This is a genomic window from Pantoea sp. sgz302252, from assembly GCF_042610525.1.
GTDB lineage: Bacteria > Pseudomonadota > Gammaproteobacteria > Enterobacterales > Enterobacteriaceae > Erwinia.
The window spans coordinates 227,699-245,242 of the sequence record NZ_JBHDVM010000003.1 but is presented as its reverse complement, the minus strand read 5'-3'; the positions used below and the strand labels follow the sequence as shown (position 1 = coordinate 245,242).

16 protein-coding genes and 1 riboswitch are annotated in these 17,544 nt (G+C 57.4%); of the genes, 5 read left to right on the top strand and 11 right to left on the bottom strand.

Annotated elements, in window-relative coordinates:
- Positions 1-153 precede the first annotated feature (153 nt).
- The 7 genes from ACETPC_RS07390 to nudF form a co-directional block, all read right to left on the bottom strand.
- Positions 154-1,089, bottom strand: coding sequence for a DMT family transporter (locus ACETPC_RS07390; protein ID WP_380180133.1), 936 nt, complete (start codon positions 1,087-1,089; stop codon positions 154-156).
- Entirely contained in the window at positions 1,086-1,673 is a 588-nt protein-coding gene (locus ACETPC_RS07385) for a TetR/AcrR family transcriptional regulator (RefSeq protein ID WP_380180131.1), read from the bottom strand. Before ACETPC_RS07385 ends, ACETPC_RS07390 begins: the two co-directional genes overlap by 4 nt.
- 218 nt (positions 1,674-1,891) lie before the next feature.
- Positions 1,892-3,787 carry a DNA topoisomerase IV subunit B gene (parE, locus tag ACETPC_RS07380; protein ID WP_380180129.1) on the bottom strand — a complete coding sequence of 632 codons (1,896 nt, stop codon included), beginning with the start codon at positions 3,785-3,787 and terminating at the stop codon, positions 1,892-1,894.
- A 47-nt stretch (positions 3,788-3,834) separates the two neighbouring features.
- Positions 3,835-4,413, bottom strand: coding sequence for an esterase YqiA (gene yqiA / locus ACETPC_RS07375; RefSeq protein WP_380180127.1), 579 nt, complete (start codon positions 4,411-4,413; stop codon positions 3,835-3,837).
- 3 nt (positions 4,414-4,416) lie between these two features.
- Positions 4,417-5,241 (bottom strand): 3',5'-cyclic-AMP phosphodiesterase, encoded by an 825-nt coding sequence (cpdA, locus tag ACETPC_RS07370; protein WP_380180125.1) that lies wholly within the window; start codon positions 5,239-5,241, stop codon positions 4,417-4,419.
- A 37-nt stretch (positions 5,242-5,278) separates the two neighbouring features.
- Positions 5,279-5,704 carry a DUF1249 family protein gene (locus ACETPC_RS07365; protein ID WP_380180124.1) on the bottom strand — a complete coding sequence of 142 codons (426 nt, stop codon included), beginning with the start codon at positions 5,702-5,704 and terminating at the stop codon, positions 5,279-5,281.
- On the bottom strand, positions 5,701-6,336 hold the full coding sequence (gene nudF / locus ACETPC_RS07360) for an ADP-ribose diphosphatase (RefSeq protein ID WP_380180122.1): 636 nt from the start codon (positions 6,334-6,336) through the stop codon (positions 5,701-5,703). Before nudF ends, ACETPC_RS07365 begins: the two co-directional genes overlap by 4 nt.
- A 213-nt stretch (positions 6,337-6,549) precedes the next feature.
- Here nudF and tolC point away from each other — a divergent pair, with 213 nt between their 5' ends.
- The 3 genes from tolC to ACETPC_RS07345 all read left to right on the top strand — a co-directional run bounded on the left by tolC (position 6,550) and on the right by ACETPC_RS07345 (position 10,009).
- Positions 6,550-8,034, top strand: coding sequence for an outer membrane channel protein TolC (gene tolC, locus ACETPC_RS07355; protein ID WP_380180121.1), 1,485 nt, complete (start codon positions 6,550-6,552; stop codon positions 8,032-8,034).
- 143 nt (positions 8,035-8,177) lie between these two features.
- Positions 8,178-8,846: a DUF1190 family protein gene (locus tag ACETPC_RS07350; RefSeq protein ID WP_380180119.1), complete on the top strand. Its 669-nt coding sequence runs from the start codon at positions 8,178-8,180 to the stop codon at positions 8,844-8,846.
- Positions 8,847-8,848: 2 nt separating this feature from the next.
- Positions 8,849-10,009 carry a glutathionylspermidine synthase family protein gene (locus ACETPC_RS07345; protein ID WP_380180117.1) on the top strand — a complete coding sequence of 387 codons (1,161 nt, stop codon included), beginning with the start codon at positions 8,849-8,851 and terminating at the stop codon, positions 10,007-10,009.
- A 5-nt stretch (positions 10,010-10,014) separates the two neighbouring features.
- Here the strand turns inward: ACETPC_RS07345 and ygiD are convergent, their stop codons facing one another.
- The gene (gene ygiD / locus ACETPC_RS07340) at positions 10,015-10,797 is read right to left on the bottom strand and encodes a 4,5-DOPA dioxygenase extradiol (RefSeq protein ID WP_380180115.1); all 783 of its coding nucleotides are present in this window, start codon (positions 10,795-10,797) and stop codon (positions 10,015-10,017) included.
- 185 nt (positions 10,798-10,982) lie between these two features.
- Here ygiD and zupT point away from each other — a divergent pair, with 185 nt between their 5' ends.
- Positions 10,983-11,750, top strand: a complete 768-nt coding sequence (gene zupT, locus ACETPC_RS07335; RefSeq protein WP_380180113.1) for a zinc transporter ZupT — start codon at positions 10,983-10,985, stop codon at positions 11,748-11,750.
- Positions 11,751-11,811: 61 nt separating this feature from the next.
- Here zupT and ribB read toward each other — a convergent pair whose 3' ends face one another.
- Positions 11,812-12,468, bottom strand: coding sequence for a 3,4-dihydroxy-2-butanone-4-phosphate synthase (gene ribB / locus ACETPC_RS07330; protein ID WP_380180111.1), 657 nt, complete (start codon positions 12,466-12,468; stop codon positions 11,812-11,814).
- A gap of 96 nt (positions 12,469-12,564) precedes the next feature.
- Positions 12,565-12,717: riboswitch (FMN riboswitch) on the bottom strand.
- A 147-nt stretch (positions 12,718-12,864) separates the two neighbouring features.
- Here ribB and ACETPC_RS07325 point away from each other — a divergent pair.
- Positions 12,865-13,152: an accessory factor UbiK family protein gene (locus tag ACETPC_RS07325; RefSeq protein WP_380180109.1), complete on the top strand. Its 288-nt coding sequence runs from the start codon at positions 12,865-12,867 to the stop codon at positions 13,150-13,152.
- 56 nt (positions 13,153-13,208) lie between these two features.
- Here the strand turns inward: ACETPC_RS07325 and hldE are convergent, their stop codons facing one another.
- Positions 13,209-14,636, bottom strand: coding sequence for a bifunctional D-glycero-beta-D-manno-heptose-7-phosphate kinase/D-glycero-beta-D-manno-heptose 1-phosphate adenylyltransferase HldE (hldE, locus tag ACETPC_RS07320; RefSeq protein ID WP_380180107.1), 1,428 nt, complete (start codon positions 14,634-14,636; stop codon positions 13,209-13,211).
- 84 nt (positions 14,637-14,720) lie between these two features.
- A complete protein-coding gene (gene glnE / locus ACETPC_RS07315; protein WP_380180105.1) occupies positions 14,721-17,534 on the bottom strand; it encodes a bifunctional [glutamate--ammonia ligase]-adenylyl-L-tyrosine phosphorylase/[glutamate--ammonia-ligase] adenylyltransferase in 2,814 nt (937 codons plus the stop codon).
- Between the last annotated feature and the right edge of the window lie 10 nt (positions 17,535-17,544).

Here is a 17,544-nt window from a genome sequence, read left to right as displayed (position 1 = left end):
TTTCTTATGATGATGCAGACGCTGGTTCGGGTGATGACAAAGCCCTTATACTGAGGAAAACGCTGCGTAAAATCAGCCCGCTGGCCTCCCGCTTTGCTTCTTATGCAGGCTGCCGCGAGCAAACCTTTTAGTTGGGCGTGCAAGCAGAAAAGGTCAAAGCAGCTTTTCTGGCAATGCTGCGGGCGCAGGCTCAGTTTTCCGCCAGCGTAGCGTAATAACAGCCAGGCAAAGAACAATTAGCCCAATACCAACCCAGCCTTCTGGCGGCAGGCGCTCGCCTACCAGCAACACGGCCAGCAGCGCTGCGATAACCGGTTCAACCAGAGTGATGGTCGTTGCCGTACTGGCCGGAACACGGGCAAGCCCCATGCCGTAGCAAAGATAGCCGATAAACATCGGCACCAGCGCCATATAAATGCCGACGCCAGCGTTATGCCAGGAAGCCAGCAGCGGCGCGCCCGTCAGCATCAGCACCGGCATTAAAAGCAGGCCGCCAGCGCCAAAAGTTGCGCCCATTGCCGCCCGTGTGGCTACGCCGTTTTGCATCATGCGCCGGGCTGACCAGGAGTAGAGCGCGTAGGTTAAACCAGCCAGCAGGCCAAGGCAGATCCCCAACGTGGTTTTATCACCACCAGCATGGTGCGCGCCGCTCTCGGCCAGGCTCAGCAGCGTCATGCCGGTCACGCCAATTGCCGCACCGAACATCCATTTTTTACTGAGCTTTTGGCCGTCCAGGCAGTACTCAATCAGCGCAGAGAAAAGCGGTGCCGAGCCGATTGAAATCACAGTTCCTGCCGCCACGCCGGCATAGCGCATAGAGGCATAGAACGTCAGCGGGTAAATCGCTACGGCAGCGGCGCCAAAAACAAGATAGCATCGGTTGGCGGCGATAAGAGTTCTTTCCCGAATAATGCTGCGTAGCGCGATCAACGCCTGTAACAGACCGCCAATTCCCATCGCTACTGCACCGACCGCCAGCGGCCCTAGCTCCGGCGCAAAGGTCGCGGCAGTGCCGGTGGTTCCCCATAAAACTGCAGCGACAAGTACGCCAAACGTGCCCAGCAGGCGTTGCGAGTGTTCCTGATTCACAGCGCCTCCATGAGCTCTTCCGCCATCCGGCAGGCCTGGGCGATGCAGTCGCTTTTTCCTTCCAGCCCGGCGCGAGAGATGCTCCCTTCAAGAAGGAAAGCAAAGTGCCTTGCTAAATTGGTCGCTCGCGCAGGATCGGTAGCGATCTGCATTAAATGGCCAGCCAGGATCGCCTCAACCTCTTCTTTATGTCTTCTGACCGCCTCGCGACCGGGCGCGCCAGCCTCCAGCTCCGCTGCCGCATTTAACAACCCGCAGCCACGGAAACCGTGCTCATAGGCAAATTCAGCATGATCGCCATAGGCCTGGAACACGGCCACGACGCCGTCACGAGGCGTTACCGCTTTCTGCGCTCGCTGCTGATAAAGATCCAGCCACTCCTGATGCCTGACGGTTAAATAAGTAGCGATCAGCTCATCTTTAGAGGCGAAATTGTTATAAAGGCTTTTTTTAGCGACGCCAGCGCGTTTAACGATGGCATCAATGCCGGTGCCATTGATGCCATGGCTATAAAAGAGCACGCGCGCGGCGTTCAGCAGTTTGTCGTAGGCAGATTTAGCGCCAGCGGCAGGAATTTCAGGCATGCTTATCTCCGAAGAATGTAAGTAGCCAGACCAGTATACCTACACACACCGCATGAGCAAGCCTGAGGTTACATTTGTAGAGGTAAGATTTGAGTTTAAGGAGGGAGACGCGACTGTCTCAGGATGAATTTTGCGGCTTCACTCGCACATTGTTGTACGAGATAAAGCCGCAGTAGCAAGCCGGAACTTTGGCTCTTTCTTTAGATGGCCGAAGAGAATTAAACTTCGATTTCCGCCATATGGCCTTTTTCCTGCAGCCAGTTGCGGCGATCTTCCGAGCGTTTTTTCGCCAGCAGCATATCCATCACCGCCAGTGTCTGATCCACTTCGTCATCGTCGATAGTTAGCTGTACCAGGCGACGGGTATTAGGATCCAGCGTGGTTTCGCGTAGCTGTAGCGGGTTCATCTCGCCCAGGCCTTTAAAGCGCTGCACGTTGGGCTTGCCCTTTTTGCGTTTCAGCTGATCCAGGATGCCCGCTTTTTCTTCTTCGTCCAGCGCGTACCAGACCTCTTTTCCCAGATCGATACGGTAAAGCGGCGGCATCGCCACGTAGACGTGACCGTTTTTCACCAGCGAGCGGAAATGGCGCACAAAGAGCGCGCAGAGCAGCGTGGCGATATGCAGGCCATCGGAGTCCGCATCCGCCAGGATGCAGATTTTGCCGTAGCGCAGCTGGCTCATATCTTCGCTGTCGGGATCGATGCCGATGGCGACGGAGATATCATGCACCTCCTGCGATGCCAGCACCTCGTCCGAAGAAACTTCCCAGGTGTTGAGGATCTTACCCTTCAGCGGCATGATCGCCTGGTATTCGCGATCGCGCGCCTGTTTGGCCGAGCCGCCTGCGGAATCCCCTTCTACCAGGAAAAGCTCGGTGCGGTTTAAGTCCTGCGCGCTACAGTCTGCCAGTTTCCCCGGTAGCGCCGGGCCGCTGGTCAGCTTTTTACGCACGACTTTTTTCGCCGCGCGCATACGGCGCTGGGCGCTGGAGATCGCCAGCTCGGCCAGCATTTCCGCCGCCTGCACGTTCTGGTTCAGCCACAGGCTGAAGGCGTCTTTTACCACGCCGGAAACAAAGGCGGCGCACTGACGGGAAGAGAGACGCTCTTTGGTCTGCCCGGCGAACTGTGGATCCTGCATTTTTACCGACAGCACGTAGGCGCAGCGATCCCAGATATCTTCCGCAGAGAGCTTCACGCCGCGCGGCAGGATATTGCGGTATTCACAAAACTCGCGCATCGCATCCAACAGGCCCTGACGCAGGCCGTTAACGTGCGTACCGCCCTGCATGGTCGGGATCAGGTTGACGTAGCTTTCCGTCAGCAGCTCGCCGCCTTCCGGCAGCCACAACAGCGCCCAGTCCACCGCTTCGACATCGCCCGCAAAGGAGCCGACGAACGGTTTTTCCGGCAGCGTCGGCAGCCCGTTGACCGCCTCCGCCAGATAGTCCGTCAGGCCGTCCGCGTAGCACCAGCTCTGCTCGGTGTTGTTGACCTTGTCTTTAAAAACGATTTCCACACCCGGGCAGAGCACCGCCTTCGCCTTCAGCAGGTGGCTGAGGCGGGAAACGGAAAAGCGCGGACTGTCGAAGAAAGAAGCATCCGGCCAGAAGCGCACGCGCGTGCCGGTGTTGCGTTTACCTACCGTGCCGGTCACGTGCAGATCCTGCACCTTGTCGCCGTTTTCAAACGCCATTTCATAGATTTCGGCGTTGCGGCGCACGGTGACTTCCACGCGCGTTGAGAGAGCGTTCACTACCGAAATCCCTACGCCGTGCAGGCCGCCGGAGAACTGGTAGTTTTTATTGGAAAACTTGCCGCCCGCGTGCAGCCGACAAAAAATAAGCTCGACCGCCGGTACGCCCTCTTCCGGGTGAATATCGACAGGCATGCCGCGGCCGTCGTCAATCACTTCCAGCGACTGATCGGCGTGCAGGATCACTTCGACGCGTTTGGCATGGCCCGCCAGCGCTTCATCCACGCTGTTGTCGATCACTTCCTGGCCTAAATGGTTAGGACGCGACGTGTCGGTATACATGCCCGGACGGCGGCGAACGGGTTCGAGGCCGCTGAGTACCTCAATGGAATCAGCGTTGTAGCTGGACTGAGTCATTGTATCAATCTTGGTGGCTGTAAATAAGTGAGCCCCCGCGTCCCGCTTCAGGCAGAGAAGCCCAGGAAGTCGAGGATCGAGGAGAAATGGCGTTCGAATCCGATAAAAGCATGATTTCCGCCCTCTTCAACCGTCTGGCGGCAGGCGCTGTAGTAGCCCACAGCCTGGCGGTAATCGAGCACTTCATCGCCCGTTTGCTGCAGCAGCCAGAGCAAATCCGGCGACTCTAACGGGTCAATCTGCATCACTTTCAGATCGTAAATGTGGCGTGACTCTAACACATATTGCTGCCCGGTGTATGGGTTCTGATTCAGACCTAAATAGTCCGTCAGCAGTTCATAAGGCCGCACCGCCGGATTAACGACTACCGCCGGTAAAGTAAAGCACTGCGAGAGCCAGGTTGCATAATAGCCGCCCAGCGAAGAGCCAACGATACCTACCTCTTCGCCCGAGAGTTCCATGATCAGGTTCTCCAGCAGCAGTGCTGCATCTGCCGGAAACGGCGGCAGCTGCGGCACTATGACCTGAATTTTCGGGTGGCGCGCCGCCAGCCATTGCCGAAACTGCGTCGCTTTAGCCGACTGCGGCGAGCTGTTGAAGCCGTGCAAATAAAGCAGCGTGGCCATAAATCAGTATCCTTCTGAGTCGGGGTCGGGACTGAAAGCGCGCGTCGTCAGACGCTCAACCCGGGTTTCTACCCTGCCGTCCTTGTGCAAATCCAGCCAGCGCCAGCCCGGCGCCTCGGAATCAATCGTAAAATTCGTACAGTGCGGCTTGAACTGGACGCTGGTAGAAGGCGTAGCCAGCAGGCGGCGGCCGTTCCAGTCTATATCCAGATCCTGATGGATATGCCCGCAAAGCAGCGTGGTCGCCAGCGGATAACGCTGTAGTATAGCTTCCAGCATATGCGAATTACGCAGGCTGTGCTGATCGAGCCAGGTACAGCCCGAAGGCAGCGGATGGTGATGCAGCAGCACCAGCGTATGACGCTCTGGCGCTATCGCCAGCGTTTTCTCCAGCCACTCCAGCTGGTAGTCGCTCAACTCGCCGTGCGGTACCCCAAAGACCTGGCTATCCAGCAGGACGATTTGCCAGCTGTCGCCCAGCAGCACGTGTTTTTCATCGGCGATTTTGGCTTCCGCCAGCGTGCTGAACATTGCTGGCTGAAAATCGTGATTGCCCGGCAGCCAGACGCATGGCGCGGGCAGCCGGGCGATGCCCTCAGCGAAATGCTGATAGGCCTCGACGCTGTGATCCTGTGCCAGATCGCCAGTGGCGACGATCAGATCGTACGGTTCTTCACAGGCTTCGATAACCTGCAGCACCGCATCGAAGCTGGCCCAGGTGTTGACGCCCAGCAGCGTTTCATGTTTGCCCGCGAAAAGATGGGTGTCCGTTATCTGCAGCACTCTTGCCCGGCCGCTCTCCACGGGAAGTTTTAACAGGCTATCCAATCAAAATCCTTAGGGTTAACGCCATTCTGGCGGAAACTTACCACACCGGAACGGCCATTACGCCATGCGCTAAACAGTAGCGCAACCAGTCGGCGAGAAACTGGTTTATCTGATGTTTTTCATCACGCTGATGCAGCTTTTTATTTGGATAATCATAGCGTGCTTTGAAGCGATAGATCTGCTGAGTGGAACACACTTCCGCTACCATCGCGTCATGGTAGAGCCGCACGGACATGGCGGGCAGGCTCCAGTAGCTCACGGCAGGCGCGGTCTGTTTAATTTCCACCAGCGTAGTGTAACGCGTTGATTCCTGGATAGTCACCGTATAACTTGCACCGTTGACCTGCAAGGTGACCGACGCGCCCGCCCGATCGTCTTTCGGCAGCAGCCGACGCAGCTGGGCGAAGTTGGTTTCGCTCAGCCGCATCATTTCAGGGAAATCAGGCACGTAGCGCTTTATCATTCGGTTTTCCACTCGTCTCGTAGTTTTTTATGGTGCAGTTCCAGCCATTGCAAAGCGATGACGGAAGCCGCGTTGTCTATTTTCCCCTCTTCCACCCAGCGGTAAGCCTGTTCGCGGCTGACCACATGCACAAGAATATCCTCATTCTCTTCCTCCAGACCGTGGTTTCCCTGCGCCACGCTGGCATCCACTTCGCCGACAAAAATATCCAGCCGCTCGCTGGTGCCGCCGGGGCTCGATAAATAGCTAAGCACCGGCTTCACGCGGGCGGGATTGAGCCCGGCTTCTTCTACTGCCTCACGGCGAACGACCTCTTCCGACGTTTCGCCCGGCTCTATGATACCGGCCACTAATTCTAACAGCCAGGGCGTCGGACTGCTGTCAAAAGCGGGTATGCGAATTTGTTCGATTAATACTACCCGATCGCTAATGGGATCGTAGGGCAGCAGCACGGCAGCATGGCCGCGCTCGAACACTTCGCGGGAGACTTCTTTGCTCATCTCGCCGTTAAACAGGCGATGGCGAAAACGGTAACGAGTGAGCGAAAAAAAACCTTTATAGCACGTTTCACGTGCAATAATTTCTACATCGTTTTTGGTGAAAGTCACCGGGTTTTTTTTACTGCTTTCCATGGTTCTCTCTCCTTTACTGCGTTTTCAGATTGTGAAAAATGGCCGCCGAAACCCGCTGGGAGTGTAGTTGTTAATGATTAAATTGAGTAAATTGTGGCAACATGGCACTTTCAGCCAACTTATCTTTTTCATTTACTCTGGTAGAATCGGCGATAATTTTTTGGCTTACGACAGCGCTACCATAGCAATATTGCTGCATAACAAGGAATGCAAATGAAGAAACTGCTCCCTTTACTTATCGGCCTGGGCCTGGGCGGCTTCAGCGTCGCCAGCCAGGCGGAAAACCTGCTGCAGATCTATCAGCAGGCCCGGTTGTCTAACCCCGATCTTCGCAGTTCTGCAGCCGATCGCGACGCCGCATTTGAGAAAATCAATGAAGCGCGCAGCCCGTTACTGCCTCAGCTGGGCCTGGGCGCCGATTATACCTACAGCAACGGCTATCGCGACAGCAGTGGTCTGCACTCGAACACCACCAGCGGCACGCTGCAGCTGACGCAGACCATTTTCGATATGTCGAAATGGCGCGCCCTGACGCTGCAGGAAAAAACGGCAGGCGTACAGGATGTCACCTACCAGACCGCGCAGCAAAACCTGATCCTGAATACCGCTACCGCTTATTTTAACGTATTAAACGCCATCGATACGCTTTCCTATACGGAAGCGCAGAAACAGTCGATCTATCGTCAGCTGGATCAAACCACGCAGCGTTTTAATGTCGGCCTTGTAGCTATTACGGATGTGCAGAACGCGCGCGCGCAGTACGACAGCGTGCTGGCTAACGAAGTAACTGCGCGTAACAATCTGGATAACAATCTGGAGACGCTGCGTCAGGTAACGGGCAACTATTACCTGAGCCTGGCTTCGCTGAATGTGGATAATTTCCAGACGGAAAAACCGCAGCCGGTTAACGCGTTGCTGAAAGAGGCCGAGAGCCGCAACCTCAGCCTGCTCTCTGCTCGTCTGAACCAGGATTTGGCACGCGAGCAGATTCGCCTGTCAGAAACCGGCCATATGCCGACACTGGATCTGACCGCGCAAACCGGCATGTCAAACAGCAAATATGGCGGTAGCCGCGCCAACAGCGCAGCCTACCAGGACAGCATCACCGGCAATAGCCAGGTCGGCCTGAGCTTCTCGCTGCCGCTTTACAGCGGCGGTTCTGTTACTTCTCAGGTGAAGCAGGCGCAGTACGCCTATGTCGCCGCCAGCGAGCAGCTGGAGAGCGCGCATCGTACCGCAGTGCAGACCGTGCGTTCATCCTTTAATAACGTCAATGCTTCCATCAGCAGCATTAACGCTTATAAGCAGGCCGTGGTTTCCGCGCAAAGCTCACTGGATGCGATGGAGGCTGGCTATCAGGTCGGCACGCGCACTATCGTAGACGTGCTGGATGCGACCACCACGTTGTATAACGCCAGGCAGCAGCTTTCCAACGCGCGTTACAGCTATATGATCAACGAGCTGAATATTAAATCGGCTCTGGGTACGCTGAACGAGCAGGATCTGCAGATGCTGAACAGCCGTCTGGGCAAAGAGGTGCCAACCTCGCCAGAAGCTGTCGCCCCGGAAAATGCGCAGCAGGATGCGGCGGCAAACGGCGCGCAAACAGCTGCACCGCCTGCCGTGCAGCGTGCTGCCGCGCCAGCGGCAGCCAGGAGTTCTGCACCGGCGCACAGCGGTAATCCTTTCCGCAACTAGTTGTTTTGGGGCAGCGCCGCTGCCCCTTTTAATTTCAAATGTATAGCCAGGTAAAGATCCCCTTTCCACCGCCGTCCATTGCTTCAATTTTAGCCGCCGTTCCCCTATCCTATGCATTACCTTTGGGCACAGGACAGAATCTTATGAAACGGACAAAAAAAATTAATCATGCCTCCTTCCGCAAGAGCTGGAGCGCACGCCATCTTACGCCAGTAGCGCTGGCGGTTACCGCCGTATTTATGCTGGCCGGCTGCGAGCAGTCGGATGAGACCGTCTCGCTTTATCAGAACGCCGATGACTGTTCCGCCGCTAATCCCGGCAAAAGCGAACAGTGCACCACGGCTTACAATAACGCCAAAAAAGAAGCGGAAAAAACCGCGCCTAAATACGCTACCCGCGAAGATTGCGTGGCGGAGTTTGGCGAAGGCCAGTGCCAGCAGGCGCCCGCTCAGGCTGGCGTCGGCACCAGCAATGCCGAATCGCAGCAGAGCGGCAGCTTCTGGATGCCGTTAATGGCAGGCTATATGATGGGCCGTCTGATGGGCGGTGGCGCGGGGTTCGCCCAGCAGCCGCTGTTTAGCTCGCGCTCGCCAACCAGCCCGGCCAGAGGCCAGTTCGTGGATGCCAGCGGCAAGAGCTTCGGCGCCGCCACGCCGGGCCGTACCATGACGGTACCGAAAACCGCACTGGCACCTAAGCCCGCGACCACCAGCACCATCACGCGCGGCGGCTTTGGCGAGAGCGTGGCAAAACAGTCTACCATGCAGCGTAGCAGCGCAACGTCCGGCTCCAGCCGGTCATTCGGAGGTTAAGCGTGCAGCGTCTGGCTATTGCAGAACGTCCTGACTGGCGTGAAAAGGCTACCGAATATGGCTTTCGCTTCCACACCATGCACGGTGAACCCTACTGGTGTGAGGATGCTTACTATCAGTTCACGCTACAGCAGATCGAGAAGCTGGAGTCGGTGACTGCCGAGCTGCACCAGATGTGTTTGCAGGTAGTGGATAAGGTCGTCAACAGCGAAGAGCTGCTGGCGAAGTTCCGCATTCCCAAACACACCTGGGATTTCGTGCGTACCTCCTGGAAGACCAGCCAGCCTTCGCTCTACTCGCGCCTCGATCTGGCCTGGGATGGGAAAACGGATGCCAAACTGCTGGAGAACAACGCCGATACGCCAACCTCGCTGTATGAAGCCGCCTTCTTTCAGTGGATCTGGCTGGAGGATCAGCTTAGCGCGGGCAGGCTGCCGGCCGGCAGCGATCAGTTCAACAGTTTGCAGGAAAAGCTAATCGACCGTTTTGCCGCGCTGCATCAGCAGCACGGCTTCAGCTGGCTGCACTTTGCCTGCTGCCGCGATACGGATGAAGATCGCGGCACCGTACAGTATCTTCAGGACTGCGCGACGGAAGCAGGCCTGCCGAGCGAGTTTCTTTATATCGATGAAATCGGGCTGGGCGAAAAAGGCCAGTTTACCGATGTGCATGACCAGGTGATCGGCAACCTTTTCAAGCTCTATCCCTGGGAGTTTATGCTGCGCGAAACCTTCTCCACCAAGCTGGCCGATGCCGGTGTGCGCTGGCTGGAACCGGCCTGGAAGAGCATTATATCCAACAAGGCGCTGCTGCCGATGCTGTGGAAAATGTTCCCCAACCATCCTAATCTGCTGCCCGCTTACTTTGCCGAGGACAGCGTGCCAGCCATGGATAAGTACGTGGTTAAACCGCTGTTTTCGCGCGAGGGTGCCAATATCCGCATCGTGGAAAACGGTAAAGAGATAGCGCGCGTGGATGGCCCCTATGGCGAAGAAGGCATGATCGTGCAGCAGTTCCATCCGCTGCCAAAGTTCGGCGACAGCTATACGCTGATCGGCAGCTGGCTAATCGACGATCAGCCAGCCGGTATCGGCCTGCGCGAGGATCGCGACCTGATCACGCAGGATCTTTCCCGCTTTTATCCGCATACCTTTGTTGAGTAAGCGGCTTAGCCTACCTGCACCGAAAGCATACTGATTGAGGCCATTTCCAGTCCGTCTACCGGCACGGAAGTGGCTTCATCAGGCTGTCGCGCGCCCAGCACGTAAAGCAGCGGCAGAAAATGCTCCGGCGTCGGGTTGGCCAGCGCCGCGCCTTCGTGCTGCATAAAGTTAACCAGCGGATGCTCTTCCGCTGGGCCCTGCCACTCCAGCTGTTCACGTACATAATTATTGAACGACTCCGCCCATACGTGCGGTTTCGCGCTGCCGTTCCAGCTCGCCATACGCAGGTTGTGCACCACGTTACCGCTGGCAACGATCATATAGCCGTGTTCGCGCAGCGCGGCCAGCTTGCGGCCCAGTTCAAAATGGTAAGCGGCTGGCTTAGTACCGTCCAGGCTGAGCTGCACTACCGGAATATCGGCCTGTGGGTACATTTTTATCAGAACGCCCCAGGAGCCGTGATCGAAGCCCCAGTCCTGATCCAGCCTTACCTCCACCGGTGAAAGCGCTGCGGCTATTTCTTTTGCCAGCTCAGGCGAGCCTGGCGCGGGATAGCGCGTATCAAACAGCGCCTGCGGAAAGCTGCCGAAGTCATGGATGGTACGTGGCTTTTCCATGGCGGTTACCGCTGTTCCGCGCGTGTACCAATGGGCAGAAACTGCAATAATTCCTTTCGGGCGTGGCAGTTTTTCCCCCAGCTCGCGCCAGGCTTCAGTATAGCGATTTTCTTCCAGCACGTTCATTGGGCTACCGTGGCCGAGGAAAAGCGCGGGCATTAATGTTTTCATAATCATCTCCAGAATAGTAATGCCCTAACGCTACACCCTTTCTTTCATTACTACAGCCGGATAAGCCTGACGAAGTTATTCAATAAATTTGAAGATGGAGAAAAACATTTCCTGACGTTATCAGGCGGATTTCTCTGCTAATGTATAGCAATGGCTATACTTTTCTGAAAAGAGGAGAAGCAATCGTGTCTGTCCCTTTATTACTGACCTTACTGGCTGGCGGAGCAACTTTTATCGGGGCTTTTTTGGGTATCCTGGGCCAGAAGCCTTCGCCGCGCGCGCTGGCTTTTGCGCTGGGTTTTGCCGCCGGTATTATGCTGCTGATCTCGCTGATGGAAATGCTGCCTGCCGCGCTCTCAGCGGAAGGCATGTCGTCGCTGCTCGGCTACGGTATGTTTATCGTTGGGCTACTCGGCTATTTCGCGCTGGACAGGCTGCTGCCGCATCAACATCCCCAGGATCTGATGAGCGGCAAATCACCGCGTAACCTGCGTCGTACCGCAATGTTACTGACGCTCGGCATCAGTTTGCATAACTTCCCGGAAGGCATAGCAACCTTTGTAACCGCCAGCAGCGACCTGGAGCTGGGGTTAGGCATAGCGCTGGCGGTCGCTATTCATAATATTCCTGAGGGTCTGGCGGTAGCCGGGCCAATGTACGCCGCTACCGGCTCAAAGAAGAAGGCGCTGTTCTGGGCCGGTCTTTCCGGTATGGCGGAGATAGCGGGCGGTATTTTCGCTTTTTTGCTGCTGGGGCCGTGGCTTTCGCCAATGATAATGGGCGCGGTAATGGCCGCCGTTGCCGGGATCATGGTAGCGCTTTCCGTAGATGAACTGATGCCGCTGGCGCGCGATATCGCGCCTGATGTTAATCCGAGCTATGGCGTGTTAAGCGGGATGACGGTGATGGGACTAAGCCTGACGCTGCTGGAAAGCGCTGGCATGGGCGGATAGCGGACGGCAAGAATAAAAAAACCCCGGCGTGCCGGGGTTTTTAGATGGTATCTGCTAACGGTCAGCTTGCCTGGCGTGTTTCGCGGCTGCGGCGGTAAGCAACCAGATCTTCAATAGTCACTACCGGCATCTCGTGCTGTTTCGCAAATGCGATCGCTTCCGGCGCGTGCGCCATAGTGCCATCGTCGTTAGTCAGCTCGCACAGGACACCAGCAGGTTTAAAACCAGCCAGCGTCACCAGGTCAATGGTGGCCTCAGTGTGGCCGCCGCGCGTCAGCACGCCACCATCGCGTGCGCGCAAAGGGAACACGTGACCCGGACGATTTAAATCGCTCGGTTTAGCATCGTCGGCGATAGCGGCACGAATGGTAGTAATGCGATCGGCAGCGGAGACGCCGGTGGTCACGCCTTCCGCCGCTTCGATCGTTACGGTAAAACCGGTGCCGAATGAGCTGGTGTTGTTTTCTACCATCATCGGCAGCTCCAGCTGGCGGCGACGCTCTTCGGTCAGGCACAGGCAAACGATGCCGCTACCGTGGCGGATAGTCAGCGCCATCTGTTCAACGGTCATGGTTTCTGCGGCGAAGATCATATCGCCTTCGTTTTCACGATCTTCATCATCCAGCACCATTACGCCACGGCCGTTGCGTAATGCGTCGATAGCGCGTTCCACACGCTGTTCAGGCGTGCCAAATTCAGAAAGAAGCGTCTGATTCATGGTAAATAATCCTTTGTGTTATATGGGTTACCAGAACCAGGGCGAACTTAGGAGTCAAAAAAATAACGGCGCGGCGGGCGCAGGCCCGACAGGATACGTTACCCTCTCCCATCCGGACTTTAACCGTCGGCCCCGGAATTACACCGGATCTGCTGACCTTCAGACCTGGAAAGCCTGAAGCGCTCGCGGGCTTTCAGCCGTAGCTGATTTACCGCCGGTGGGGAATTTCGCCCCGCCCTGAGAATAAGCCTGATTACTATAGCGCCGAAAAAATAACAGGGCAACGAACAAAATACGCAAATCCTTAGCCATTTTGCCGCTTTGTCGTTTTTGGGTTTAACCTTTGGGGTTATGGCATTACACTTAACGAAACTTTGTCGCTATCAGGAAGCCGCCATGATTGACCCGAAAAAAATTGAACAACTAGCCCGTCAGGTTCATGACTCTATGCCAAAAGGGATCCGCGAGTTTGGCGACGATGTCGAGAAGAAGATCCGCCAGACGCTGCAGTCGCAGCTGACCCGACTGGATCTGGTTAACCGCGAAGAGTTCGACGTGCAGACGCAGGTGCTGCTGCGCACCCGTGAAAAGCTGGCCGCGCTGGAAAGCCGCATCGCCGAGCTGGAAAGCCGCGGTGTGGACAATACGCCGAAAGAAGTGCTGAAAACGGAAGATATGCAGTAACGCTTGTACAAAAGGCGCCAGTCGGCGCCTTTGTTACTCACGGCAGCTGAATTTAATCAGCTTTTTGCCTGAATAGCCTTGATGATGTTGCTGGTAGAAATACCGTCTTCAAAGTTCAGGACGCGAACCTCGCCGCCGTTGGCCCAAACCTCTTTGCTGCCCGCAATCTCTTCTGGCTTATAGTCGCCGCCTTTTACCAGCAGATCCGGCAGGATTTCGGCGATTACTCGCTGCGGCGTATCTTCTTCAAACGCCACCACCCAATCCACAGCTTCCAGCGCGCCCAGCACAATCATGCGGTTTTCCAGCGGATTTACCGGGCGGGTTTCGCCTTTCAGCCGTTTGGTGGAGGCATCGCTGTTAACCGCGACAATTAAACGATCGCCCAGCTTGCGCGCGTTTGCCAGGTAAGATACGTGGCCGGCATGCAGAATATCGAAGCAGCCGTTGGTCATCACGATTTTCTCGCCGCGACGGCGCGCCAGCGCAACCGCCTCTTTAAGCTGCTGTTCCGTCATCACGCCAAAGCCTGATTCAGGACGGGCGCGAATGGCGTTTTCCAGCTCTACCGGCGATACCGTCGACGTGCCCAGCTTGCCGACCACAACGCCAGCGGCGGCGTTAGCCAGGAAACAGCTCTCTTCCAGCGTGTTGCCTGCGGCCAGCGCGGCGGCCAGCACGCCGATTACCGTATCGCCTGCGCCGGTCACGTCATAAACTTCCTGCGCCTGCGTCGGCAGATGCACCGGCTCTTTGCCTGGCTGCAGCAGCGTCATGCCGTTTTCGGAACGCGTCACCAGCAGCGCAGACAGTTCGAACTGCTGCATCAGCGCCATACCGCGCGCCACGATATCCGCTTCGTCTTTGCACTTGCCCGCGACCGCTTCGAATTCGGAGAGGTTTGGCGTCAGTATGGTCGCGCCGCGATAACGCTCGAAATCCGTGCCTTTTGGATCGACCAGTACCGGGACTTTTGCCTGGCGAGCAATCTGGATGATGCTCTCTACGCTTGCCAGCGCGCCTTTGGCATAGTCGGAAAGCACCAGCGCGCCTGCACTCGGCAGCGCCTGGCTGATGCGCTGATGCAGCGGCTCGACGTCGATGCCCTCAAAGCCTTCTTCGAAATCCAGACGGATCAGCTGCTGGTTGCGCGACAGCACGCGCAGTTTCGTAATGGTTGGATGCGTGGCAACAGAGACGAAATCACAGTGTACGTTGACGCCGGTAAGCGCCTCGTTCAGTGCGCGCGCCGCATCGTCCACGCCAGTCAGGCCGACCAGGCGAGAGCTGGCACCGAGCGAGGCTATATTCATCGCCACGTTGGCCGCGCCGCCGGGACGCTCTTCCACATTGTCCACTTTGACCACCGGCACCGGGGCTTCAGGGGAGATACGGCTGGTTGGGCCATACCAGTAGCGATCCAGCATCACGTCGCCAACAACCAGAACGCCCGCACGGTTAAAATCGGGCAGCGTAATTTTCATTCCAGATACTCCAGGCTGCAGTCAGTCAAAAAATAATGCGCGCGATGATAGCACATGCCGCCTTTCCCGCACATTGCGCCACTGTTACGCCTCCAGCCAGCGCTGCCAGCTGGCGTTAACCACGGCCTGCTCTGCGCTAAAGGCTTCTGGCGCAAGCTGGCCGGGCAAATCCTGTAGCGCCATATGGTGCAGCTCATCACGCAGCGTGACGTAGGCCTGGGTCAGCGCCTGCGCCTCCTGCTCGCTCATTCTGTTATGCCGCGCCAGCATCTCCAGAATACGCACGTTATCAGACCAGCGCGTTAGTTCAGGATCCGTCGCGGCATAGCGTAAGACCAGATATTGCGTAATGAATTCAATATCGGTGATGCCGCCGCGATCCGCTTTGATATCCCAGCGCCCTTTGTGCCGGTTGCCCAGATGCGCGCGCATTTTTTCACGCATTTCCCGCACCTCGGTTTGCAGCTTCTCTTCCGCGCGCGGCAGGCAAAGAATGCCGCGCCGGATATCCGCGAAACGCTGGCTCAGCGCTGTATCGCCAAAGACAATACGCGCCCGCACCAATGCCTGATGTTCCCAGGTCCAGGCCTCGTGCCGCTGGTAATCATCGAAAGCGGTAAAAGTGCTGACCAGCATGCCTGCCGCGCCGGAAGGACGCAGGCGCGCGTCAACCTCATAGAGGATGCCGGAAGAGGTACGGGTGCTGAACAAGTGCATAATGCGTTGCGCAAGCCGCAGGTAGAACTGGCGGCCATCGATACTACGCTCGCCATCCGTAACCGCTTCCGCCGGGCAGTCGTGCAGGAAGACCAGATCCAGATCCGAACTGTAACCCAGCTCCCAGCCGCCCAGTTTGCCGTAGCCGATTACTGCAAAACCTCGCTCCTGCGGATCGTTAAGATGCGAAGGCTGGCCATAACGCTGTACCATCATTTGCCAGGCCTGCTGTACGACTTGCTCGATGATAGCCTCCGCCAGCCAGGTCAGATGATCGCTGACCTTCATTACCGGCAGCGTGCCCGCAATATCGGCCGCAGCGATACGCAGATGCTGCGCCTGCTTAAACTGGCGCAGCGCCTCCAGCTGCTGCTCTTCGTCTTCTTCCGGGATGCGCAGCAGATACTGGCGCAGTTCGTCACGATAGGCATCCGTGGCCGTAGGCTGGTAAAGCGTGGCCGGATCCAGCAGCTCGTCCAGCAGCAGCGGATAGCGTGCCAGCTGGCTGGCTACCATTGGCGAGGCGGCGCAGAGGCGGATCAGATGCTTCAGCGCGCCCGGATACTCCGTGAGCAGCTCCAGATAGGTAGTGCGCGTGACTACGCCCAGCAGCAGCGGCGTCAGGCGACTGAGCGTGACATCTGCATCCTCGCGCGGACAGACCTCGGCCAGCAGGCCCGGCATCAGTTGATCCAGCGCCTGGCGGCCGCGAGGCCCGATGGTGCGTTTATCGACATCCTGACGGAAATCGCCGATCGCCCGCAGCAGGCGCTGCTGCGCCTCGACGCTCAGATGAGGCACCAGCGCCGCCAGCTCTGGCTCTTCCAGGCGATCCTGCCAGAGCACGCCATACTCGTCCGCTTCTTTGTTATCGCCCGCTTCCGGCGCATCATCACCAATTAACTCGTCGAAAATAGCGCGTACGGCGGCCATGTGCGCTTCTAACTGCTGGTACATCTCCGTCCAGTTTGCTGCGCCCATTGCCCAGGCAAGCCTGGCGCGGTTAAGCTCGTCCGCCGGTAACGTTTGGGTTTGTTCATCGTTGATGCTTTGCAGCAGGTTCTCCAGCCGACGCAAGAAGAGCCAGGCCGCTCGCAGCTGACCAGCTTGTTCTGCAGGCAACAAGTGCAGATCTTCGATAGCCTGTAGCGTTGGCAGAAAGGCGCGCAGCTGTAGCGAGCGCTCACGTCCACCGCGAATTAGCTGGAAGACCTGAACGATAAATTCCGTTTCGCGTATGCCACCCGCGCCCAGTTTGATGTTATCTTTCAGGCCGCGCCGCCGTACTTCTCTGGCGATCATGCTTTTCATATTGCGCAGCGACTGGATCACGCTGAAGTCGATATAGCGGCGATAGACAAAAGGCCGCAGCATCTGTTCCAGCTCCTGGCCCCAGCGATCTTCCGCGCCGCCCATCAGCCGCGCCTTGACCATGGCGTAGCGTTCCCAGTCGCGTCCTTGTTCCTGATAGTAGTCTTCCAGCGCGGCAAAGCTCAGCACCAGCGGCCCGCTGTCGCCAAACGGGCGCAGGCGCATATCTACGCGATAGACGAAGCCGTCTACGGTTGGCTGATCCAGCACTTTTATCAGCCGCTGGCCCAGCCGGGTAAAAAACTGGGCATTGTCCAGCTCGCGACGGCCGCCCTGGGTCACGCCGTTTTCCGGCCAGGTGAAGATAAGATCGATATCCGAAGAAAAATTCAGCTCGCCGCCGCCCAGCTTGCCCATGCCCAGGATCAGCAGCGGCTGCGGCTCGCCCTGCGCGTTGACCGGCGTGCCCATTTCAAGACAGCAGGCGTGCCACAGCCAGTCGCGCGCCGTTACAATCAGCGTTTCCGCCAGCACACTGAGCTGTTGCAGCGTCGCTTCCGTGCTGCTGAGCGCCAACGCCTGCATCCAGGCGATACGCGTCAGCATATGGCGGCGAAACAGGCGCAGCTCGCGCATTAGCGTAGCTTCGTCCGTGACCTGCGCCATCTCCTGCGCCAGCCAGTCGGCGTAATGCCGCCACTCTTCCGGCTGCGGCGCGTTTTGCAGCAGCTCCTGCTGCCATTCAGGATAGCGAGCCAGGTTTTCACTGATAAAATCACTGAAGGCCGCGCCAGCCCGTAGCGCGGGATCCGCAGCGGAAATCGGCAGGGCGGCAAGCTGCGGCGGCAGCGTTAAAGAGTGTGGCGACATAGGTAACTCC

Coding starts and splice junctions, on each gene's coding strand:
- ACETPC_RS07385 (WP_380180131.1), bottom strand. CDS start 1,673: ATGCCTGAAATTCCTGCCGCTGGCGCTAAATCTGCCTACGACAAACTG.
- parE (WP_380180129.1), bottom strand. CDS start 3,787: ATGACTCAGTCCAGCTACAACGCTGATTCCATTGAGGTACTCAGCGGC.
- yqiA (WP_380180127.1), bottom strand. CDS start 4,413: ATGGCCACGCTGCTTTATTTGCACGGCTTCAACAGCTCGCCGCAGTCG.
- ACETPC_RS07365 (WP_380180124.1), bottom strand. CDS start 5,704: ATGATAAAGCGCTACGTGCCTGATTTCCCTGAAATGATGCGGCTGAGC.
- nudF (WP_380180122.1), bottom strand. CDS start 6,336: ATGGAAAGCAGTAAAAAAAACCCGGTGACTTTCACCAAAAACGATGTA.
- tolC (WP_380180121.1), top strand. CDS start 6,550: ATGAAGAAACTGCTCCCTTTACTTATCGGCCTGGGCCTGGGCGGCTTC.
- ACETPC_RS07350 (WP_380180119.1), top strand. CDS start 8,178: ATGAAACGGACAAAAAAAATTAATCATGCCTCCTTCCGCAAGAGCTGG.
- ygiD (WP_380180115.1), bottom strand. CDS start 10,797: ATGAAAACATTAATGCCCGCGCTTTTCCTCGGCCACGGTAGCCCAATG.
- ribB (WP_380180111.1), bottom strand. CDS start 12,468: ATGAATCAGACGCTTCTTTCTGAATTTGGCACGCCTGAACAGCGTGTG.
- ACETPC_RS07325 (WP_380180109.1), top strand. CDS start 12,865: ATGATTGACCCGAAAAAAATTGAACAACTAGCCCGTCAGGTTCATGAC.
- hldE (WP_380180107.1), bottom strand. CDS start 14,636: ATGAAAATTACGCTGCCCGATTTTAACCGTGCGGGCGTTCTGGTTGTT.
- glnE (WP_380180105.1), bottom strand. CDS start 17,534: ATGTCGCCACACTCTTTAACGCTGCCGCCGCAGCTTGCCGCCCTGCCG.